Source organism: Mycobacterium sp. PO1, from assembly GCF_017312405.1.
Classification (GTDB): Bacteria; Actinomycetota; Actinomycetes; order Mycobacteriales; family Mycobacteriaceae; genus Mycobacterium.
The window spans coordinates 69,515-88,955 of sequence record NZ_BLTG01000078.1; the positions used below are offsets into that span (position 1 = coordinate 69,515).

24 protein-coding genes and 1 pseudogene are annotated in these 19,441 nt (G+C 68.7%); 12 read left to right on the forward strand and 13 right to left on the reverse strand.

The window, feature by feature from the left end; genetic code table 11:
- The first annotated feature begins 142 nt into the window (after nt 1-142).
- On the forward strand, nt 143-283 hold the full coding sequence (locus J3476_RS22900) for a hypothetical protein (RefSeq protein ID WP_207068631.1): 141 nt from the start codon (nt 143-145) through the stop codon (nt 281-283).
- 79 nt (nt 284-362) lie between these two features.
- On the opposite strand, the pseudogene J3476_RS22905 reads toward J3476_RS22900, so the two are convergent.
- Nucleotides 363-1,219: pseudogene (locus J3476_RS22905) on the reverse strand (LLM class F420-dependent oxidoreductase).
- Between the two features lie 68 nt (nt 1,220-1,287).
- Between J3476_RS22905 and J3476_RS22910 the strand changes: the two are divergent.
- The 3 genes from J3476_RS22910 (at nt 1,288) to J3476_RS22920 (ending at nt 3,677) form a co-directional block, all read left to right on the forward strand.
- Nucleotides 1,288-1,848, forward strand: coding sequence for a TIGR03086 family metal-binding protein (locus tag J3476_RS22910; protein WP_207068632.1), 561 nt, complete (start codon nt 1,288-1,290; stop codon nt 1,846-1,848).
- A gap of 89 nt (nt 1,849-1,937) precedes the next feature.
- Complete coding sequence (locus tag J3476_RS22915; RefSeq protein ID WP_207068633.1) at nt 1,938-2,633, forward strand: hypothetical protein; 696 nt, start codon at nt 1,938-1,940, stop codon at nt 2,631-2,633.
- A gap of 39 nt (nt 2,634-2,672) precedes the next feature.
- Nucleotides 2,673-3,677 (forward strand): PHP domain-containing protein, encoded by a 1,005-nt coding sequence (locus J3476_RS22920; protein ID WP_207068634.1) that lies wholly within the window; start codon nt 2,673-2,675, stop codon nt 3,675-3,677.
- Nucleotides 3,678-3,681: 4 nt separating this feature from the next.
- On the opposite strand, the gene dinB is transcribed toward J3476_RS22920, so the two are convergent.
- Both dinB and J3476_RS22930 read right to left on the reverse strand, forming a co-directional pair.
- On the reverse strand, nt 3,682-4,893 hold the full coding sequence (dinB, locus tag J3476_RS22925; protein ID WP_207068635.1) for a DNA polymerase IV: 1,212 nt from the start codon (nt 4,891-4,893) through the stop codon (nt 3,682-3,684).
- Between the two features lie 24 nt (nt 4,894-4,917).
- Nucleotides 4,918-5,556 carry a TetR/AcrR family transcriptional regulator gene (locus J3476_RS22930; RefSeq protein ID WP_373889107.1) on the reverse strand — a complete coding sequence of 213 codons (639 nt, stop codon included), beginning with the start codon at nt 5,554-5,556 and terminating at the stop codon, nt 4,918-4,920.
- A gap of 76 nt (nt 5,557-5,632) precedes the next feature.
- On the opposite strand from J3476_RS22930, the gene J3476_RS22935 reads away from it, so the two are divergent.
- Nucleotides 5,633-7,111: an NAD(P)/FAD-dependent oxidoreductase gene (locus tag J3476_RS22935; protein WP_207068637.1), complete on the forward strand. Its 1,479-nt coding sequence runs from the start codon at nt 5,633-5,635 to the stop codon at nt 7,109-7,111.
- Between the two features lie 19 nt (nt 7,112-7,130).
- Here the strand turns inward: J3476_RS22935 and rraA are convergent, their stop codons facing one another.
- The 4 genes from rraA to J3476_RS22955 form a co-directional block, all read right to left on the reverse strand.
- Nucleotides 7,131-7,625, reverse strand: a complete 495-nt coding sequence (rraA, locus tag J3476_RS22940) for a ribonuclease E activity regulator RraA (protein WP_207068638.1) — start codon at nt 7,623-7,625, stop codon at nt 7,131-7,133.
- A gap of 12 nt (nt 7,626-7,637) precedes the next feature.
- Entirely contained in the window at nt 7,638-8,090 is a 453-nt protein-coding gene (locus J3476_RS22945; protein WP_207068639.1) for a hypothetical protein, read from the reverse strand.
- Nucleotides 8,091-8,151: 61 nt separating this feature from the next.
- Nucleotides 8,152-8,700 carry a copper resistance CopC family protein gene (locus tag J3476_RS22950; protein ID WP_207068640.1) on the reverse strand — a complete coding sequence of 183 codons (549 nt, stop codon included), beginning with the start codon at nt 8,698-8,700 and terminating at the stop codon, nt 8,152-8,154.
- A 6-nt stretch (nt 8,701-8,706) separates the two neighbouring features.
- On the reverse strand, nt 8,707-9,363 hold the full coding sequence (locus J3476_RS22955) for a DUF6474 family protein (protein ID WP_207068641.1): 657 nt from the start codon (nt 9,361-9,363) through the stop codon (nt 8,707-8,709).
- Nucleotides 9,364-9,573: 210 nt separating this feature from the next.
- On the opposite strand from J3476_RS22955, the gene J3476_RS22960 reads away from it, so the two are divergent.
- Genes J3476_RS22960 through J3476_RS22970 form a run of 3 tightly spaced genes read left to right on the forward strand, consistent with a single transcriptional unit; the run spans nt 9,574 to nt 12,374 of the window.
- On the forward strand, nt 9,574-10,650 hold the full coding sequence (locus J3476_RS22960) for a hypothetical protein (protein ID WP_207068642.1): 1,077 nt from the start codon (nt 9,574-9,576) through the stop codon (nt 10,648-10,650).
- Between the two features lie 33 nt (nt 10,651-10,683).
- Nucleotides 10,684-11,175, forward strand: coding sequence for an ImmA/IrrE family metallo-endopeptidase (locus tag J3476_RS22965; RefSeq protein ID WP_152519184.1), 492 nt, complete (start codon nt 10,684-10,686; stop codon nt 11,173-11,175).
- Nucleotides 11,172-12,374, forward strand: a complete 1,203-nt coding sequence (locus J3476_RS22970; RefSeq protein WP_207068643.1) for a hypothetical protein — start codon at nt 11,172-11,174, stop codon at nt 12,372-12,374. Before J3476_RS22965 ends, J3476_RS22970 begins: the two co-directional genes overlap by 4 nt.
- A gap of 40 nt (nt 12,375-12,414) precedes the next feature.
- Here the strand turns inward: J3476_RS22970 and J3476_RS22975 are convergent, their stop codons facing one another.
- The 3 genes from J3476_RS22975 to sodN form a co-directional block, all read right to left on the reverse strand.
- A complete protein-coding gene (locus J3476_RS22975; protein ID WP_152519182.1) occupies nt 12,415-12,813 on the reverse strand; it encodes a helix-turn-helix transcriptional regulator in 399 nt (132 codons plus the stop codon).
- Between the two features lie 547 nt (nt 12,814-13,360).
- Complete coding sequence (locus J3476_RS22980) at nt 13,361-13,894, reverse strand: peptidase (RefSeq protein ID WP_152519180.1); 534 nt, start codon at nt 13,892-13,894, stop codon at nt 13,361-13,363.
- A gap of 201 nt (nt 13,895-14,095) precedes the next feature.
- On the reverse strand, nt 14,096-14,518 hold the full coding sequence (sodN, locus tag J3476_RS22985) for a superoxide dismutase, Ni (protein WP_207068644.1): 423 nt from the start codon (nt 14,516-14,518) through the stop codon (nt 14,096-14,098).
- A gap of 22 nt (nt 14,519-14,540) precedes the next feature.
- Here sodN and J3476_RS22990 point away from each other — a divergent pair, with 22 nt between their 5' ends.
- Nucleotides 14,541-14,900, forward strand: a complete 360-nt coding sequence (locus J3476_RS22990; RefSeq protein ID WP_221358908.1) for a S26 family signal peptidase — start codon at nt 14,541-14,543, stop codon at nt 14,898-14,900.
- Nucleotides 14,901-14,910: 10 nt separating this feature from the next.
- Here J3476_RS22990 and J3476_RS22995 read toward each other — a convergent pair whose 3' ends face one another.
- Nucleotides 14,911-15,066, reverse strand: a complete 156-nt coding sequence (locus tag J3476_RS22995; protein ID WP_170311186.1) for a hypothetical protein — start codon at nt 15,064-15,066, stop codon at nt 14,911-14,913.
- Between the two features lie 388 nt (nt 15,067-15,454).
- On the opposite strand from J3476_RS22995, the gene J3476_RS23000 reads away from it, so the two are divergent.
- The 3 genes from J3476_RS23000 (at nt 15,455) to J3476_RS23010 (ending at nt 17,726) form a co-directional block, all read left to right on the forward strand.
- On the forward strand, nt 15,455-15,796 hold the full coding sequence (locus tag J3476_RS23000) for a rhodanese-like domain-containing protein (RefSeq protein WP_207068645.1): 342 nt from the start codon (nt 15,455-15,457) through the stop codon (nt 15,794-15,796).
- A 75-nt stretch (nt 15,797-15,871) separates the two neighbouring features.
- On the forward strand, nt 15,872-16,900 hold the full coding sequence (locus J3476_RS23005; protein ID WP_207068646.1) for a DUF4328 domain-containing protein: 1,029 nt from the start codon (nt 15,872-15,874) through the stop codon (nt 16,898-16,900).
- Between the two features lie 4 nt (nt 16,901-16,904).
- Complete coding sequence (locus J3476_RS23010) at nt 16,905-17,726, forward strand: glycerophosphodiester phosphodiesterase (RefSeq protein WP_207068647.1); 822 nt, start codon at nt 16,905-16,907, stop codon at nt 17,724-17,726.
- Here J3476_RS23010 and J3476_RS23015 read toward each other — a convergent pair.
- Nucleotides 17,723-18,277, reverse strand: a complete 555-nt coding sequence (locus tag J3476_RS23015) for a ferritin (protein WP_207068648.1) — start codon at nt 18,275-18,277, stop codon at nt 17,723-17,725. The two genes, J3476_RS23010 and J3476_RS23015, sit on opposite strands and share 4 nt — an antisense overlap.
- A gap of 124 nt (nt 18,278-18,401) precedes the next feature.
- The coding region (locus J3476_RS23020) for an LCP family protein (protein WP_286183583.1) at nt 18,402-19,441 on the reverse strand (1,040 nt) is incomplete at its 5' end.

Consider the following 19,441-nt stretch of genomic DNA (forward strand, 5'->3'; position numbering starts at 1 on the left):
TTCTGCCTCTTGAAAAACATCCGATCATTAATCGGCGTGTTTCCGAGAGTTTGCCAGCCCCTGGGTATCTAATGACTTGGTGAGGGCGCTGCGGTAAGGTGGCTCCCCGGGTCAGCTATTGCACACCGCAGGAGTGGTCACCGTGTACATCAACCAGATTACCCGGTCGCGGGTAAGTCGAATTGCCTGGTTATTGTTCCGTCACCCCGTCAAGAGCCGCGAATTTCCTGCGAAGGCCGAGCGGCTGGTCACCGCCGACGAGCTCCTTCGCTACGGCATCTAGCGAACCCCGCGCCGGCTCGGAACGGGGCCGGCGGGGCGGGTGATCCGCTATTTGCCGAACTGTTATATTTTCGTGACCGTCAGCCGTCTTTGCTGGCCAGACCCGATTCCCGGATCCTTTCCGCCAGCGGTTCCAGTACTGCCGGATCGTACGGCGGGGGCAGGTACACGATCGCCATGTCCAGGCCCTCGGCGCCGAGCGCCGCGGCCTCATCGATGACCCGGTCGTAATCGCGCTCCGGGTTCAGCCGCACATGGGCCGACAACATGATGTCCTCCGGATCACGGCCGACGTCGGCGCAGTGCGCGGCGAGCACCTCGCGCTTGCGGGCGAACTCCTCCGGCGGCCCTCCCACGAAGTTCCAGTGGTCGGCGTACCGGGCGGTGATCCGCAGGGTGCGCTTCTCGCCGTTGCCGCCGATACAGATCGGCGGATGAGGCCGCTGTGGGCCCTTGGGTTCATTACGCGCCTCGGTGAGCCGGTAGAACGCGCCGTCGAAGCTCGTCGTTTCCTGCGACAGCAACCCGGTCAGCACCTCACAGGCCTCCTCGAAACGGTCGAAGCGCTCTTTGACCGTGCCCAGCGCGATGCCGTAGGCGCCGGACTCCTCCTCGTTCCAGCCGGCGCCGATCCCGAGTTCGAGGCGCCCACCGGACACGATGTCCAATGTCGAGGCCATGTTGGCCAGCACCGCAGGATGCCGGTAGTGGATTCCGGTGACGAGCACCCCGACGCGCAGCCGCGTCGTCGCCTGCGCCAGCGCGGTCAGGGTCACCACCCCTCCAGGCAGGGGCCGGTGGGATCGGAGAAGATCGGGTAGAAGTGGTCGAACGTCCAGCCCGACTCGAAGACGTCGATGTCGTCGGCGGCCTGCCACACCGCCAGCATGTCCGGCCACGTGGTGTTCTGCGGGGATGTCTTGAAGGCGAATCTCACCCCTGCGACTGTAGAACCGCGAACTGGCAGACCGATGAGAACGCCGCGCCCGGCCGGTCTGTACGGCCATGATCGACATGACCCCCGCGTGCCTCACCACCGCCGGCCTTCTCACGGCCCTCGACGACGGACGGCTCAGCGATCCCACCCCGTGCCGCGACATGGACATCGCCGCGCTTCTCGCGCACCTCGGCGGACTGTCCCTCGCCTTCACCGCTGCGGCCGGCAAGCAGTTCGGCGAGCTGACCGACACCGGGCCGACCCCCGACGCCGACTGGCGGACGAGCTATCCGGGCCGACTCGCCGCGCTGGGCGCATCGTGGGCCGACCCGGCGGCGTGGACCGGCACGACCCGGGCAGCCGGGATCGATTTCCCCGCTGAGGTCTGTGGCTTGATCGCGCTCACCGAAGTGGTCGTGCACGGGTGGGATCTCGCGCGCGCTGCCCGTCTGGCGTACGACGTGCCGCCGGCGCTGCTCGCAGCGATCCTGCCGCACGTCGCCTCGTTCGCCGAAGACCCTGTCGAAGGTCTGTTCGACGCACCGCGGCCCGTCGCCGATGACGCCCCGGCGCTCACCCGGGTGGTGGCGTTGACCGGCCGGGATCCGCACTGGCAACCCCCGCGCTGACCTCCCCGCTGTTTGTCAGCTGGCACACCGGGTAGCAGTCCTGATGGCACCCATCTGGAGATGGAGCGACCCGAACGAGGAGGACAGAAATGCGATCCAAGGCAATCTTCGCCGCGGCGGCGGCCGCGGCGCTCCCGCTGGCCGGTGCCGGCACCGCGACGGCGCAGGAGCCGCCACCACCTCCTGCGGTGCCCACCGTCATCCCGCTGCTTCCGCTCAACGGAACCGACGTGACCGGCACCGCCACGCTGACCCCCAACCCGGACGGCAGCCTGCGCGTGCAGGTCAACGCGTCCGGCATGCTTCCGAACCAGCCCCATGCCCAGCACATCCACGGCAATGCCGAGGGGCGGGACTTCGTGTGCCCGGGACCCGCGGAGGATCTGAGCAAGGACCGCAACGGTGACGGCTTGCTCTCGGCAGTGGACGGATCCGCAGCGTACGGACCGATCTTCATCTCGCTGACCACCGAGGGCGCCACCGACTCGAACAGCGCGCTGGCTCTGGACAGGTTCCCGGTCGCCGATGACACCGGACAGGTGGTCTACGACCGGACCCTGACCGCCGAACAACTGCCTGACGGCACCATCGCGCACCTGGCGGATCTGACCGTCGTCGAGCACGGTGTCGACGTGGACGGCAACGGGCAGTACAACATGGATTCGCCGATCGGCGAATCGGAGATCGCTCAGGTCATGAACGCCACCGGTGTGCCCGCGGAAGCCACCTATCCGGCGGCCTGCGGCGCAGCGCTGGGTGGCACCCCCGGCGACAGCGGCAACTGATCGACGCGCGGCGGACCGGGTCCGGGGCACACTGAGGTCATGGATCCGGTCACCGCGCTGCGACAGATCGCCTATTACAAGGACCGTGCGCGCGAGGATCCCCGGCGCGTGATGGCCTACCGCAACGCAGCCGATGTCGTCGAGGCGCTCACCGACGAGCAGCGCGCCACGCACGGAACGTCCAACAGCTGGCAGAGCCTGCCGAAGATCGGGCCCAAGACCGCCGCCGTCATCGCGCAGGCGTGGTCGGGGCGTGAACCCGACGTGTTGATCGAGCTCAAAGACTCGGCCGAGGATCTCGGCGGTGGCGCTCTGCGGGCGGCCCTGCGCGGCGACCTCCACGTACATTCCAACTGGTCGGACGGCTCGGCGCCCATCGAGGAGATGATGCTCGCCGCGCGCGACCTGGGGCACGAATACTGTGCGCTGACCGACCACTCGCCGCGCCTGCGAATCGCCAACGGGCTGTCCGCCGAGCGACTGCGGGAGCAACTCGACGTCATCGACGAGGTTCGTGAGCTCGTCGCGCCGATGCGGATCCTGACCGGCATCGAGGTCGACATCCTCGAGGACGGCTCGCTCGACCAAGAGCCTGCGCTGCTCGAGCGTCTCGACGTGGTGGTCGCCAGCGTGCACTCCAAGTTGGCGATGGACGCGGCGGCGATGACGCGCCGCATGCTCAAGGCGGTGGCCAATCCCCACACCGACGTGCTCGGACACTGCACCGGACGGCTCGTGACCGGAGGTCGTGGAATGCGCCCGGAGTCGCAGTTCGACGCCGAAAAGGTCTTCACCGCGTGCCGCGACCACGGCACCGCGGTGGAGATCAACTCCCGTCCCGAACGCCGCGATCCGCCGACCCGGCTGTTGACGCTGGCCATGGACATCGGGTGTGTCTTCGCCATCGACACCGATTCCCATGCACCCGGTCAGTTGGACTTCCTGGGCTACGGTGCCCAGCGGGCCCTCGATGCCGGACTGCCGGCCGAGCGCATCGTCAACACGTGGCCGGCCGATGCGTTACTGGAGTGGGCTGCGCGCTGAGGTGTCAATCCGGGAGGTGCGGCATCTCCCATCCCGCGTCGCGGCCGAGCAGCACCCCGCGGGTGAGTGCCGCGTTGCCGTAGCGCTGGCGAACCAGGTCGACCGCAGAGTCGATCGTGTACGTGTCACAACCTTTTTCGAACGGCAGCTCCAGCTGTTCCGCACCCTCGCGGTCGATGTTGCACACCGCGAAGCCGATCAGTGTCAGGCCCCGCTCACTGACGACCGGAGCCGCCTGGATGACCAGATCCCTTGCCGCAGAGAGGATCACGTCGGTAGATGCCGTCGACCTCGGCAACGTGCGTGACCGCGTGGCGCGGCCGAAGTCGTCGAACCGCAACCGCAGCACGACCGTTCGCCCCGAGCGCCCCGCCGCGCGCATCCGCCGGGTGATCCGGTCGACGAGGTTCACCACGACCGCGTCGACCTGCTCGGGTGACATTGCGCTGCCGGCTCTTCCCAGGGCCCGCTGAGCCCCGACCGAGCGCCGCCGGCGGCCGGTGACGACGCGGCGCCGGTCGATGTTGCGGGACAACCCGAACAGCTGCCTGCCCATCGCCGGACCGAGCAGTGCCGTCAACGCTGTCTCGCTGAGTTCGGCGACGTCGGAGACGGTCTCGACCCCATGCGTGCGGAGTTTGTCGGCCGTCTTGGCGCCGACGCCCCAGAGCCGGCGCACCGGCAGCGGGTGCAAGAAGGCGAGTTCGCGGTCCGGCGGCACCATCAGCAGCCCGTCGGGTTTGGCCTCCTGGCTGGCGACCTTGGCGAGGAACTTGGTGCGCGCGATACCGACGGTGATCGGCAGGCCCACCTCCTCGCGCACCCGCTCGCGCAGCCGCGCCCCGATCTGCACCGGGGTGCCGGAGACGCGTCGCAACCCCGACACGTCGAGGAATGCCTCGTCGACGGACAGCGCCTCCACGATCGGGCTGGTGTCGTGGAACACCTCGAAGACCGCGGCACTGGCCTGCGAGTACGCCGACATCCGCGGCGGGACGACGATCGCGTGGGGGCACAGAGCGCGGGCCTGGCCGCCACCCATCGCGGTGCGCACGCCGTAGGCCTTGGCCTCGTAGCTGGCGGCCAGCACCACACCGCCGCCGACGATCACCGGCCGCCCGCGCAGCGACGGGTCATCGCGCTGCTCCACCGACGCATAGAAGGAGTCGAGGTCAGCGTGCAGGATGGTGGCCGAGCCGGAAGTCGACACGAACACATGTTCGCATCGGCCACCGACAGGTCAGCCGGCCTGGCCGTAGATGCTCGTCGTCCAGATGTGCACCAGGTTGTCCAGGACACGGTGATCGGCGATGGCCGGCTGGTGCCCGGCGAAAGTCGCCGTCATCACCGACTCGTTCATCAGGTTCAACGCGGTCGACAGCTCCACGGCGGGCACGGTCACCGGCGCCGCGCCGGCGGCGCGTTCGGCCTCGATGACCGCGGCGATGTGGTCGATCCAGCGCTGCATCGACGTCGCCCACAGCTCGCGGGCCTCGGAATGCGCCGATTTCACGGCCACGGTCGCCGCGCACACCGCGCGGTGGGCGCCGAACGTCTGGAAGAACGCCGCGATGCCGTGGCGCCAGATTGCCCGCCGGTCGGCCGGTCGCTCGGCGATCAGCCGCTCCAGCGCGGCGTCGGCCTCGGCGATCACCCGTTCGAGCAGTGTCAGCAGCACCGCGTCCTTGGACGGAAAGTAGAAGTAGAAGGTCGGTCGGGAGATACCCGCACCTCTGGCCAGGTCGTCGACGGAGATCTCGGCCAGCGACCGGTCTTCGAGCAGACGTTCGGCGGTCTCCAGGATGGCGAGTTCGCGGTCGTCGCCGGACGGGCGCGCGGCACGGCGGGCGCGCGCGGGGCGGCTCGGGCTGACGGTCACGAGCGAGACTTTACACGGTGTCGAGATAATCAACAGGGTGTTGACCGGGTCGACACCCTGTTGATAGCTTGACGCCATGACCGAATTTGTCGACGTCGTCATCGTCGGAGCCGGGATCTCCGGTATCAGCGCCGCCTGGCATCTGCAGGACCGTTGCCCCGACAAGAGCTACGTGATCCTCGAACGCAGGGAGAATCTGGGCGGAACCTGGGATCTGTTCAAATACCCCGGTATCCGGTCGGACTCCGACATGTTCACCCTCGGCTTCCGCTTCAAGCCGTGGACCTCGGAGAAAGCCATCGCCGACGGACCGTCGATCATGGCCTACCTCGAGGAGACGGTCGCCGAGTACGGCATCGACAAGCACATCCGGTACCGCCAGAACGTGCTGTCCGCCGACTGGAGCGACGCCGAGGGTCGGTGGACGGTGCGGGTGGACCGCGACGGCGAGCAGATCGAGATCTCCTGCGCCTACCTGATGGCCTGCAGCGGCTACTACAACTACGAGCAGGGCTACTCACCGGAGTTCGCCGGATCCGACGACTTCGCGGGCACGATCGTGCATCCGCAGCACTGGCCCGAGGACCTCGACTACCGCGGCAAGCGGGTCGTGGTGATCGGCAGCGGCGCCACCGCCGTCACGCTCATCCCGGCTCTGGCCGATTCCGGCGCGGGACACGTCACCATGCTGCAGCGCTCACCCACCTACATCGGCGCGCTGCCGGACGTCGACCCGTTCACGGTGCGGATGAACAAGACCCTGCCCACCAAGGCGGCCTACGTCGTCAACCGGTGGAAGAGCATCGTGTTCCAGTCCGCCCAGTATCAGCTTGCGCGCCGGTTCCCGAACTTCATGCGCAAGACGCTGATGACGATGGCGCAGCGGCGCCTGCCCGAGGGCTACGACGTCGACAAGCACTTCGGTCCCAGCTACAACCCGTGGGACGAGCGGCTGTGCCTGGCGCCCAACGGCGACCTGTTCAAGACGATCCGCTCCGGCAAGGCCGACGTCGTCACCGACACCATCGAGCGCTTCACCGCGACCGGCATCCAGCTGAACTCGGGCGAGCACATCGACGCCGACATCATCGTCACCGCTACCGGCCTGAATCTGCAGCTGTTCGGCGGCGCGACCATCTCGCGCAACGGCGAGCCCATCGAACTGAACGACACGATGGCCTACAAGGGCATGATGCTGACCGGGATGCCGAACATGGCGTTCACCATCGGCTACACCAACGCGTCGTGGACCCTCAAGGCCGACCTGGTGTCGGAGTTCTTCTGCCGCGTCATCAACTACATGGACGACCACGGATACGACACCGTCGAACCCACCCACCCCGGCAACAGCGTCGACGAGCGCCCGCTGATGGACTTCACGCCGGGCTACGTGCTGCGCGCGCTGGACTACCTGCCCAAGTCCGGCTCCCGGGCACCGTGGCGGCTCAAGCAGAACTACCTGCTCGATCTGCAGCTGATCCGGCGCGGCAAGGTCGACGACGAGGCGCTGGCCTTCTCCCGGCATCGCGCCCCGGTGAACTCGACGTCTGCGTGATCGATCCGGTGGCGTCGGCTCAGTCCGGCGCCACCACCACGATCCCGTCGTCGTCGCTGTAGGCGACATCGCCGGGAGCGAAGACGACCCCGCCGAACTCGACGGCCTCGTCACGCACGCCCGCACCGGTTTTGGTGCTCTTGCGGGGATTGGTGCCCAGCGCCTTGATGCCGATGTCGAGGGTGCGCAGCGTCGAGGCATCCCGGACCGCCCCGTTGATGATCAGACCCGACCACCCGTTGGAGCGGCCGAGGTCGGCGATCACGTCGCCGACCAGCGCGGTGTGCAACGAGCCGTCGCCGTCGATGACCAGCACCCCGCCGTCCCCGGGCTCCGACAGCACCGACTTGAGCAGAGCGTTGTCCTCGAAACAGCGCACCGTGGTGATCGGCCCGGCGAATTGCGGGCGGCCGCCGTACTGGAACATCTGCAGGTCACAGCTGCGCACATCCGGGCCGATGTCGTCGACGAGGTCGGCGGTGGGACGCGGTTGCGGGCGCGGTGTCGATGTCACCGCGACAGTATTTCAGTCATCTCCGCCGCGCCGCGCCACCCACAGCACCACCACCACCGCCAACAGGCCGGTGATCAACGCCGCCGCGATCGGCTTCATCGGCGAATCATCACGATCGGGCTGGGGCGCCGGCGGGTTGGACACGGCGTCGGAGGCGCTGGCCACGGTCGACTTGGCTTGCGCGGCGGCCGCTTTGGCGGCCGAGGCGAGATCGCCGTTGGTCTTCGCGATCGCCGGCGCGGACGGCGCCTTGTCGGCCGGTGCGGTCTTCTTGGCCGCGGCTTTCTTCGCCGGTGCTTTCTTGGCGGGGGTCTTCTTGGCCGGCGTCTTCTTCGCGGCGGCTTTCTTCGCCGGAGCCTTCTTGGCCGGCGTCTTCTTCGCCGGATCGGCCTTCTCGGCGGCGGGTGGCTGAACTGGCGGCACGGCGTCCGGGGTGTCGTCGGGCCGATCCGGCTGATCTGCCATGTCGCTGCTCCTTCGAGTGTGTAGGCACGCGGCAGTGGACCCCATCATGCCAGCGCCGGGGTTACGACTGGCGCCGGACCGCCCAGAGTGCGCCGGCGGCCACGACCGCCGTCGCGATCGCGACGAACGGCCACACCGGGGTTCCGCCGTCCCCGGAGGTGTCGGTGGGTACGGCGGCGTCGGTGGGTGCGGCGGTCGCGGTGGGTGCGGGATCGTCCGTGGTCGGCGCCGCGGCCATCACCCGGAAGGTCCAGGATCCCGACACGACATGCCCGTCGGCGGACGTCGCCCGGTAGTTCGCGGTGTAGTCACCCGCGGGTCCCCCGGGGCGCACCGCGACACTGATCACGGTGTCCTCGACGGTGGGCTCACCGGCGCCGTACTGGAGGCCGTCGGGGCCGATGAGCGTCATGGCCGCGAACTGGGTCTGCATCGGCTCGTTGAACGTCGCGCTCACCCTCGACGGCGGCACCGAGACCTGCTCACCGTCGGCGGGACTGCTGGAGACCAGCGTGGCGTGCGACCACGCAGGGCCGGCCGAGGTCACCGCGATGGCAGACAGGCCGAACGCGAGAGTCGCGACGGCCGCCAGTCCGAGCAGGCGGGTCACCGGCCCTCAGCCCACACCCAGGCGGGCCATCAGGTCGGCGTCGATGCCGTCGAGCTGTTCGGTGATCGAGGCGTGCGCGGCGCGACGCCGGGCGGTCGGCATGCGCTCGGCCGCGGTCACCGCGGCCGCCAGATCGTTGAGGCGTTCGGTGATCGCCGCGACGAACTGCTTGGTCTCGGCGTCCTTGGGCTTCTTCTCCGTCAGGGTTCGCAGCGACTGTTCGGCGCCGGCGATTCGGGCCGACAGCTGCGCGCCGTGACCGGAGAACTGCCCGAGCTGGGTGAGCGGCACTCCCAGTCGGTCGGCGCGGCGTTCGTCGATCAGGCCTCGCGCCGCGATGGATGCCCGGTAGGCGAGCGGAACCAGGATCGGCGCCAGCAAACGTGAGACGGTCAGCGCTCGGCGAATTTTCGTCGGTGAGAGCAGTTTGCCCTCCCGCACCGCTTTGAGCTCGGTCTCGGCAACCTTGAGCGCAGCGCGGTCGCTCTCGCGCTGGGCGCGGAGCTGAGCCTTGAGGGCGCGCGCCTGCGCCTTCTGCTCGGCCTTGAAGCGGCGGACGTCGTTCTTCGCCGACAGTCTGGCTTCGAGCTTGGCCTTGGCCTTGATCGCCCGGGCTTCCGCCCTTCGGGTGGCGCGGGATTTACGTCGCGTGAACAGACCCATCCCAGCGGCCTCCCGTCATGTCATCGGCACGTCGTCGCCACCGAACCGACGGTGACAACGACCAACCCTAGCGGTCAGCGCAGCCGGGCGTGTCCGCGCCCCGACCCCCGGACGGAATGCCGTTCTCAGCAAACCGGCTGAGGCGATTGTGCGAGAATCGACACATCATCGGGTCGGACGGGGCGTCATGCCTCAAGGGGTGGTGACGAGGTGGGTTCGCGTACGCGCGTCGCGGCGGCAGCCTGCCTGGTGGCCTCTGGGCTGCTCGTGGGTGTACCCGCGGCGGCGACCGCCTCGGCCGACCCGGGCTCGTCGGCCGGCGAGGAGTCCGGGAATCGGGGCGCCGCCTCGCCGACGGACGGTGGCCGCGCGAACGACAGCGGCGGCGCCGACTCGGGGGACCGCGACGTTCGCGCCGACGGGGACGACCAGACCGACCCGGACGTCCAGACCGGGCCGGACGACGAGAACGACCCGGTCGCCTTCGACGATCCCGATGGGCAGGACGCCGCGGATGCGCCGGACGTGGAGGCCGAGGCCGACGAGGGTGAGGCGGGCCCGATCGACAAGGAAGGCTCGATCGACAAGGAAGGCTCGATCGGCAAGGAGGACGAGGACGCCGGCCCCCGCCCGCCCTGCTGCGCTGACGACGACGACTGCGGACACGGCGGCTGGCCGTGGCCGTGGCCGCAGCCCGACCCCGAGGAACCCGTCGAAGACTCGACCGGCTCGGACGGAAGTTACGGCGGGGGCGCTCCGATGAGCCCGCCGGTGGTGCGGCCGCCTCTGGGTGGCGCACAACCGCCCGAAGTGGTGCCGCCGATCCAGGAACCGCCTGACCCGGATGTGTTGGATGTGGTGCCCGGGGTGGGGATCCCGGCGGCCGGAGCGCCGGTGAACATGCCACTGATCGTTCCAGCGCCCGTCGCTGCGGGACCCGCGCCGGTGGCGGGACCAGCGGCCGCCGGTGCAGGCGCCGGTGGCGGCGTCGCGGGGCTGCCCGCGGCGCCGCGGCAGGCGACCGCTGCGCCACCCCGCGCCCGGCAACCTCTGCCGGCCTCGGCGGGCAGCAACGTCACGATGCCGGCGACGTCCTATCGCGTGGGATATGCGGAGTACCTGCGCACCGCCGGTGTTTCGCAGATCGCGGCGCTGGCACTGCCGGGTCTGGCGGGCCTTCTCGTACTCACCGGGGCGGGAGGATTAGTAGGGTACCGGCAGGCCAAGGCGGGGCACGTGGTGCGGCCCAGTGGGGTGGCACGGTTCATGAACCAGCCGGGCCGCTGAACGGAGCAGGGCCGACGAGGGAGAGGGGAACGCATGCCAGCGAGTCGTGTGGTGACCCGCGCGGTCAATGACGTCCTCGCACTGGCGCCGCGCCATGGTGAGGTCTCGCTGACGCGACTCGTGGAGGCCGTCAGCGACAGCCGCGGCCGCACGATCGACATCGCACACGCCGATCTGCCGCCCGGCGTCTGTGGCCAGTGGCGCCAGTACAGCGATCACGACGTCTTCCTGATCCAGCGCGGACTACCCGCCTGGGACCGCACCCTCGCCCACGAACTGGGGCACCTGGTGCTCGGGCATGAGGGGATCTCGATCACCCAGGCGGCGCAGGAGAGCACCGAGCTTGCGACGTCGGACCTGATCGGGTACATGCTCAACCAGCGCACCGGCTGTATGGGGCCCAGTGGCGAGGACGCCGAGCAGGAGGCCGAGGACTTCGCCGCGCTGCTGATCTATCGGCTGGGCCGACTGCCGTCGGACCGGTCTTCGATCGTCCAGGTGCGCCTCGGAGAGGCGTTTGGTTGATCATCTGGGTGATCGCCGGTCTGCTCGGACTGGCCACCGGCCTGCGTATCGGCTGGGCGCTGGTCAACAAGCAGTCGCTGGTGAGTACGGCGATGATCGTTGCGCTGGGCAGCCTCGGCGCCGTCGCGGCCCTGAACTGGCCGCCACTGACGCTGCTGATCGACACCGTGCTGCGCTGGCCCAACATCTCCGTCGGCCTGAGTCAGGTCGCGTTGATCGGCTGTGCCGCGGGTAGTTGCGTGATGATCACGTCGGTGTCGTCGGTTCGCAGTGCGGCCGCCATCCGCAAGATCGCGCTCGCCCAATACGGCGTGGCCGCGGTCATCGCCGTGGTCAGTTTGGCGGTGTTCTTCGCCGCGGGCCGCCAACCCGAGATGGCGCCGCAGGAATACCTGCGACGGAACCTCGGCTCGGACGGCACCGCCCTGCCGTGGTTGTTGCCGCTGCTGTATGTCCTGCTCGCCTTGAGCCTGGTGGTGTGGGCCGGGCTGCGGCATTCCAACCGCACCCGGCGCGGTCGCGCCCTGTTCGTCTTCACTGTCGGAATAGTGCTGATCGCGCTGGCCCTGGCGTTCTTCGTCCTGCGCGCGGTCGGCACCACCGGCCTGGTCGGCGTCGGTGCGGCGGCCACCCTGCTGGGCTGCGCGATGCTGGTGGTCGCCGCGGGCTCGCTGTTGCCCAGCCTGGAGGACTGGTTCGGGGCTCGCCGGGAGTTGCGTGTCATCGGGCCGTTGCTCGACGAACTGGGCCGCCGCCATCCCGACGTCGGAATCGGGGTACGGCCCCGCGGTCCGCTGGTGTTCCGGGTCGCCGAGCGGATGTCGCTGATCTCTGACGCGCTGTTCCTGGAGGCCACGGCTGCGCGAAGCGCGTTGCGCCGGGTCGACAGCGTGGGCTCGGCGGCCGACCCCGACGAACCTCGCGACGACAGCGAACCTCGTGACGACAACGGTGGCCCCGACGACTCCGAGGATTCCCCGCACCTGTCACCGGGCGAGCAGGCCGCGGCGGTCGCTTCCTGGATCTGCGCGGGTCGCGACGGCGAGACGGACGCCGGGCGTGCGGCGTTTCCGGGTCTCGCGTGGTTACGCCAGCCGCCTTCGTACTCCGACCGGGAGTGGATCCTCGAGATCGCCGACCAGTACCGGCAGTGCGCCCGCGGAGAAGGAGGTTCCGAACGGCAGTCGGCACCGCAGTGAGCCGCGGTTCGCCGATAACTCCCTCGGCACCGCCGACAGGCTAATCGGTGAGGTTCTCCCGGCGACGCAGTTCGTCGACCTTTTGCACGATGTCCTGCTTGGCTTCGGCGGACAACCCGACCGTGCGGGCCGCGATTCGGCGAACCCCTTCGTCCCGCATCCCGGCGAGCAGCGTGAGCTCCTTGTCGAGCTTCTCGTAGTACTCGTCGTCAGTGAAGTAGGCGGGCTTGATCCGGAAGAAGTTGGCAAGCGCCGTCATCGTCGTCGCAGACGGGTTGGTTCGGTTGCCGGAACGCAGCTGCGACAGGTAGGGCGCAGACATGGTGACGCCCTCGGCCTTGAGCGCTGCGATCACCTCGGCAGAGGTGTGCGGGCCACGTCCGGGCGGGTAGACGGTGTCGAACAGCCGATTGAGGCGAGCGGCGAACGTGTTGCTCATGGGTGTGACCTCCACAGAAAGACGAGCGGTACATCGGGGCGGCGTATTTGCTGATCATCGTAGCGACAGTTGTCTGCACAACCAAGTGCAAACCAGGCAAAAGATAACCGGGCTCGCACCGCGACTCCGTTCCGGCCTCCCCGAGCGGTGCCGCCGCGTGCACTTCGCACCGCGTGTCTACAGTGCTGTTAAGCAAATACTAACGGGAGCGTAGCTATTAGTCGCCCGCCAATTTCACACTCGTCCTCGACGTGGGCCCCGCTGTTTCCGCCGGCAACGGTCACGGATCGGACTCACACGAAGCGTAAAGTTTGCTGGTCATTTGTTCTACATCGCCTGATCGGGCTCCCGGCACCGTGGCTTCACGCCATGTCGCAGGCGTAACTGTGGGCGCACGGAGATGTCGCGCAGGTGCGGAAACTGTCAGTAGCCAGTGGCATCGCCGGTGGCGACGCCGTCGGCGGCCACAATCGTGCTGTCCCGGGAGTACGGGGGAGGACGAACGAGGACACGACGACGCACCCGGGAACCGGGGTGCCGTGCGCCCTCAGGCGGCGAGCAGCATCGCGAGGATGGCGGTGTCGGGGTGGCTGATGGGGTCGACGCCGACGCGGCTGACCATGGAAGTGACCGTGCCGTCCGACTCGGCCTCCACCCACGCCGCACGGTGCTCCAGACCCAGATGAGGCAGCCCCGGCAGCAGCACGCACCCCGAGGCGGCGCCGTTGCACTCCGGCAGCGAGGGGGTCGTCTCCGATGGCGGATGCAGCATCATCAACGCCGGCGGCTGGCGCTGGGCGAAATGGCCCGGGCCCACCGCGGCATCGCCGACCACGGTGCCCTCGGCGAGGACGAGCCCGACGGTGCCGGGTTCGGGTTCTTCGGGGAGTTCTTCTCGCACCCCGAAAATCGTTGTGGTGGAGAGCAGCCCGGGTAGGGAGGCAACCCGCACTGCGGCCATCAGGAGCTGCGCCCACTCCTTGGTCGAGTCCGGCCACCGCCCGGACACCACGAAACCCTTGAGAGACCCGCGCGAATGAAACGGGGCGATCTCGATCGCCCGCCCGGACCCGAAATCCATCTCGCCTCCCGGCATCGCAGAGCTGTCGCCCGACACGCCTGTGGGTCGATGAGCTCAGGATGCGGCAGGTCCTGGCTGGCACGCAAGAGGACACGACTGCTAACGCCGACCGAAGGGGGCGCAAACACGCCGGAAACAACGGACCCGGCCCAGTCCGAAGACTGCGCCGGGTCCCTGATGCCCGAGTGGACGGATACGTGGTCAGGCGGGCGGGTAGACGCCCATTCCCTTGGCCTTCTCCGTCTGCCAGAAGATGTCGGCGATCTCGTCGATGGTGGCGAGCAGCTTCTCGGCGACAGCCACGTCCAGCGACTTCTTGACGTCGCCGGCACCGTGCACGCCGTCCCAGAACAGCTGGTGCAGGTTGGGGAACTGCTCGAAGTGATCCTTGGTGAAGAAGTCGGCCCACAGCACCATCAGGTGGTGCTTGACCTCTTCAGCGCGCTGCTCCTTGATGAGGATGGCGCGCGTCTTGAAGTGGTCGTCATCCGAGTCGTGGTACTTCTGCAGCGTTTTGAGGCATGACAGCGCCTCGATCTTGGCCTGCGCGGGGTCATAGACGCCGCAGTACAGATCGCAGTGGGCATGGGCGGGTTCTGAGTTGGCGAAAAGTCGATGCAGCATGGTCCTAACTTACCCTTACGGCATGCGGCGAAACCATGGGTGGGGTCCCAGGGGATCCGGCTGGCCGCTGCGCCGTTTCGTCGTCGCCGAGGACTCGATGCGCCCGGCTCTGCAGCCCGGCGACGGATTGGTGGCGGTACGCCTCGGCGCTCCGAAGGTGGGGCAGCTGCGGTTGTTCCGCGACCCTCGCCGGTCCACCCGCTGGCTGGTCAAACGGGTCTCGGCGGTCTACGGCGACGGCCGCAGGACAATCTTCGAGTTCCGGTCCGACAATCCCGACGCGCGCGGTGCGGTCGACTCACACGAACTGGGCTGGGTGTCCGCAGCGGGGTCCTACCTGGTGATCTGGACGGCTCGTGCACCGGGTGAGCGACGACACTGAGGGAGCAGGGTCAGTACAGGACGATCAGCGCGAGGACGCCGAGCAGGATCAGCGCGATGATGCCCGCACGCAGGAAGGCCATCAGCTGACTGCGGGTGTAGACGCGCGACGCCGATTGCCATTCGGATGGCCGGAACGCGGGGCCGGAGCCGGTCGACGACGCCATCAGAGGTCCTTCACCTGCACGCTGTAATACCTCCCCCAGTGAGATCTGTCACATGCGACTCGTGTGACGCCGATCATAACCCCAGCTGTTCGCTGCTGAGAAATCGGGCACAGACTGCTGAGCGCCAGCGTAGCGAATAGTTAGCGTAGCGAGCGATTTCGCTCGCATTCGCCCAGCCCTGTTGATCACATGCGCCTCGCGGGCCGGACTTGTCCACAGAAAACTGTCGCCGCCGCCCCGACTGGGCGGCTCACAGCGGGTGAGGCCGGGAACTCGGCCTGTGGATGAATCTGTGGAAACTGTGGATAGCGTGCACATTGCTGCCCCCGGTCGACGCGCCGGTGAGGTCCATCGTTCGGGCTACTCGACCCGTGTCAGCATGAGAGGTATGGACGACGCAACGGTGCCCCAGGCAGCTATCGGTGATGTGCCCACGACGTTCGACGACACCGTGGTGCTCCTCGATGTGCGCGAAGACGACGAGTGGCAGCGTGGGCACGCGCCCGGCGCGCAGCACATCCCGATGGGTGAGGTTCCGGCCCGCATGGCCGAGATCGACACCGAAGCCCAGTTGTTCGTGGTGTGCCATGCGGGCGGCCGTTCGCAGCGCGTCGCTCAGTACCTGGCCCGTAACGGCTTCGAACCGGTCAACGTCTCCGGTGGCATGCTCAGCTGGGTCGAGGCGGGACGTCCGGTGGTCACCGGCGACGGGAACGCCGGAAGTGTGTGACGCGCGACCCGTCACCGGACCTTTTCGGCCCACGTGATTTCTGACGCCCGGCGGGGCCGCCATTAGGCTGGTCCGGTGATCCAGGTCTGCTCCCAGTGCGGGACGCGGTGGAACGTCCGTGACAAGCAGCGGGTGTGGTGTCCCCGCTGCCACGGCACGTTGCTTGCGCCGTCGGGCGCCGCACCCCCGTCGCAGTGGGGCCCGCCCGCGCAGGCCGGGTCCTCGCAGCAGGGCCCGCGCCGCACCGGCCCGCTACTGCCCGCCGGCTACCGCTGGGTGGCGGTACGTCCCGGCGCTCCGCCGCCGCCCCGCGGCCGGCGACGCGACCTGGGCCCGACCCCGCGGTATCTGAGCATTCCGCGCTGGGGCCTGGTCGAGCATTTCGACACCCCCGAAGAGAAGCAGGTGGCGCGCTCGGGTCCCTCTGCGGCCGCGGTGCGCAAGGTTCTGCTCGCGACCGTTGCGGTGCTGGGCGCTGCGGCATTCGTGCACCTGGTGCGCTACGTGCTGCTCATCATCAACCGCAGTGTCCTGTTGAATCCCTGGGTGGCCGGGGCGGCGACGTGGGGCGGGATCGTCGTGAGTGTCCTGGCCGCCTTCCTGGTCGTGGCGAGCGCGGTGGTGTTGACCAATTGGCTCATCGCCCGGCGGGCCGCCGCCTACGCGCACCGCGGTCAGCAGGACCCACGACCGACGTGGGCGTTGCGGGCCGGCTGTCTGATCCCGGTGCTCAACCTGGCCTGGGCGCCGACCTTCGTCATCGAGCTGGCCGACGTGGAAGCCAGACAGCGGTGGCTTCGCCGGCCGATCGTGGTGTGGTGGCTGGCCTGGTTGGTTGCCACGGGAGTCTCGGCCTTCTCGACGGCGACCGCGTTCACCACCGACGCCCAGGGAATCGCCGACAACACGATGGCGACCATCGTCGCCTATCTGTTCGGCATGGCGGCGGTGCTGCTGGCGCTGCAGGTCTTCCTCGGTTTCGAACGCCAGCCGGTGGAGAAACCCGCCCACCGGTGGGTCATGGTGGCCGCCGAGCCGCCGAACCCGAAAGACTCCCGTTCCGCGCGTGCGGTTGAGCCCGAAGGGCAAGACCCGGCAGCATAGCGGTATGAGCCCGGGCCCGACGGTCGGCAACCATCCGTTCGTGGTGGCGCACCGCGGCGCGTCAGCGGATCGCCCCGAACACACGCGCGCGGCGTACGAGCGCGCCCTTGCCGAAGGGGCCGACGGCGTCGAGTGTGATGTCCGGCTGACCAGGGACGGGCACCTGGTGTGCGTCCACGACCGTCGCCTGGACCGGACCTCGACCGGGAGCGGGCTGGTCAGCGAGATGACGCTGGCCGAACTGCGGAACCTGGAGTACGGGTCGTGGCACCCGAGTTGGCGTGCGGACGGCAGCCACGGGGACACCGGCCTGCTCACCCTCGACGACCTGGTCTCGTTGGTGCTGGACTGGAACCGTCCCGTGAAGATGTTCATCGAGACCAAGCACCCCGTCCGCTACGGCGCGCTGGTCGAGAGCAAGGTGCTGGCCCTGCTGCATCGTTACGGCATCGCCTCACCCGCCTCGGCGGATCTGTCGCGTGCGGTGGTCATGTCGTTTTCTGCCGCGGCGGTGTGGCGGATCCGCCGGGCGGCGCCGCTACTGCCGACGGTGCTGCTCGGCGACACCTCCCGCTACCTGGGTGGCAGCGCAGCGACGACGGTCGGCGCCACCGCCGTCGGACCGTCGATCGCGACGCTGCGTGAGCATCCCGAACTGGTCGATCGCGCCGCAGCGCAGGGGCGCGCGCTGTACTGCTGGACCGTCGACCATTACGAGGACGTGCAGTACTGCCGGGATCTCGGGGTGGCGTGGGTGGCCACGAACCACCCGGGCCGCACCAAGACGTGGCTGCAGAACGGACTGACGGGGGCGGGCCGCGATTAGAGCGCGCCGCCGGCTGCTCGCGGTGCGGCGGGATCTGAGGCCGGTGCCGACACCTCGCGCGCCACGAAGTCCTCGAGATGGAACAGATCGGTCCCGGCCCGTTCGGCGATCCGCAGCAGGGTCGTCATCAGCGCCACCTCTTCCACCTGTTCCTTGAGGAACCACTGCATGAACTGTTCGCCGAGGTAATCGCCCTCGTCGCGGGCCGTGGCCGCGAGGCGGCTGATCTGGTCGGTGACCGCGCGTTCGAGTGTGAGCGCCAACGCGAGGGCCTCCCGCGGCGCGGCGAAGGCGTTCTGAACCGGCTCGAGGGCGGGGATCTCGGCCGGCAGGTCGCGGTCGAGCAGGTACTGCACGAGCATCATCGCGTGATTGCGTTCCTCGACCGACTGGCGATAGAACAACGCGGCCAGCTGTGGCAGGTCCTCGCCGTCGAAGTAGACGGCGATCGCGAGGTACTGGTTGGACGCGCCGAGTTCGCTGCCGATCTGGTCCTGCAGGAGGTGGTGGAACTTCGAATCCAGTGCGCGGTCGACTGCGAGGTTCGTCATGCGCGCAGACTATCGCAGCTCAGATGCTGTTTTTGACTGAGGTAGGCCTAATGCAGGAGAGCGTTTCCTAAGTTAGGGTCGCCAGCGTGACGATGGGCACAATACGGCAAGGGGTTTGCTGAATTCAGGGCGTGCCCGATTGCAGAATGTCGGCGGGCACCGAGGAGTCCGAGGCGAGCGCGCCGAACAGCCGCTGCGCGGCGTCGCTGTCCCAGACCACGATCGACCCCGAGCCGTTCTCGGTGAACTCGCCGATCGGAACCGTGACCGTCGTCGGGTCGCCCTGCAGGGCCCACGCCAGGCGGGCCAGATCCCAGACGTGGTCGCCGTCGCCGACACTGAGGGTGGCTCCGGCAGCGCTGGCCAGCGGGTACCAGCGCAGCGGATTGAGCAACACCGCGGGGCTGGCCGCCCGGTGGATCAGTGCGGCCATGAACAGACGTTGATGCACCATGCGGTCGAGGTCGGCGCGGGGCGTGGCGCGGCTGCGGACGAACCCCAGGGCCTGTTGGCCGTCCAGCTGCTGGCAGCCGGCGGGGAGGTCGATCCCGGCCAGCGGGTCGGTGATCGGATCACTGAGGCACATCTCGACGCCCCCCACCGCGTCGACCAGTCCGGCGAAACCCCCGAAGCCGACCTCGGCGTAATGGTCGATGCGCAGGCCGGTCGCCTGCTCCACGGTCTGCGCCAACAGTTGAGGCCCGCCGACGGCGAAGGCGGCGTTGATCTTGTCGCTGCCGTAGCCCGGGATCTCCACATAGGAGTCGCGGGGAATGGACACCATGGTGGCCGTCGAATCGGAGAACAGGGCCGGCAGGTGCACCACGAGGATGGTGTCGGTGCGTCCTTCGCCGACCTCGCCGCCGGTGGCCAACTGGGCCTGTTGCTCCGGGGTCAGTCCGATGCGGCTGTCGGAGCCGACGATCAGCCAGGTGGTGCCGGCGCCCTGGGCCGGTCGGTCGGGGTAGTCGGTGAGCGCAGTGACGCGCGTCATCGTCGAATCCACCCAGAACGCCGCGCCGACCAGCGCGACGCCTGCCAGCAGCACACAGACCAGCGCCACCCGAAGGAAGCGGCGGAGGCGTCCGGTTTTGCGCCGGGCACGCGGCGGCGGCGCGGGTCGCTGCGGGGGTGCCGGTGGTGGGGGAGCAGGTGGCGCAGAGC

Coding starts and splice junctions, on each gene's coding strand:
- J3476_RS22910 (WP_207068632.1), top strand. CDS start 1,288: ATGATCGACATGACCCCCGCGTGCCTCACCACCGCCGGCCTTCTCACG.
- J3476_RS22915 (WP_207068633.1), top strand. CDS start 1,938: ATGCGATCCAAGGCAATCTTCGCCGCGGCGGCGGCCGCGGCGCTCCCG.
- J3476_RS22920 (WP_207068634.1), top strand. CDS start 2,673: ATGGATCCGGTCACCGCGCTGCGACAGATCGCCTATTACAAGGACCGT.
- J3476_RS22935 (WP_207068637.1), top strand. CDS start 5,633: ATGACCGAATTTGTCGACGTCGTCATCGTCGGAGCCGGGATCTCCGGT.
- J3476_RS22945 (WP_207068639.1), bottom strand. CDS start 8,090: ATGGCAGATCAGCCGGATCGGCCCGACGACACCCCGGACGCCGTGCCG.
- J3476_RS22955 (WP_207068641.1), bottom strand. CDS start 9,363: ATGGGTCTGTTCACGCGACGTAAATCCCGCGCCACCCGAAGGGCGGAA.
- J3476_RS22965 (WP_152519184.1), top strand. CDS start 10,684: ATGCCAGCGAGTCGTGTGGTGACCCGCGCGGTCAATGACGTCCTCGCA.
- J3476_RS22975 (WP_152519182.1), bottom strand. CDS start 12,813: ATGAGCAACACGTTCGCCGCTCGCCTCAATCGGCTGTTCGACACCGTC.
- J3476_RS22980 (WP_152519180.1), bottom strand. CDS start 13,894: ATGGATTTCGGGTCCGGGCGGGCGATCGAGATCGCCCCGTTTCATTCG.
- sodN (WP_207068644.1), bottom strand. CDS start 14,518: ATGCTGCATCGACTTTTCGCCAACTCAGAACCCGCCCATGCCCACTGC.
- J3476_RS22990 (WP_221358908.1), top strand. CDS start 14,541: ATGCGGCGAAACCATGGGTGGGGTCCCAGGGGATCCGGCTGGCCGCTG.
- J3476_RS22995 (WP_170311186.1), bottom strand. CDS start 15,066: ATGGCGTCGTCGACCGGCTCCGGCCCCGCGTTCCGGCCATCCGAATGG.
- J3476_RS23000 (WP_207068645.1), top strand. CDS start 15,455: ATGGACGACGCAACGGTGCCCCAGGCAGCTATCGGTGATGTGCCCACG.
- J3476_RS23010 (WP_207068647.1), top strand. CDS start 16,905: ATGAGCCCGGGCCCGACGGTCGGCAACCATCCGTTCGTGGTGGCGCAC.
- J3476_RS23015 (WP_207068648.1), bottom strand. CDS start 18,277: ATGACGAACCTCGCAGTCGACCGCGCACTGGATTCGAAGTTCCACCAC.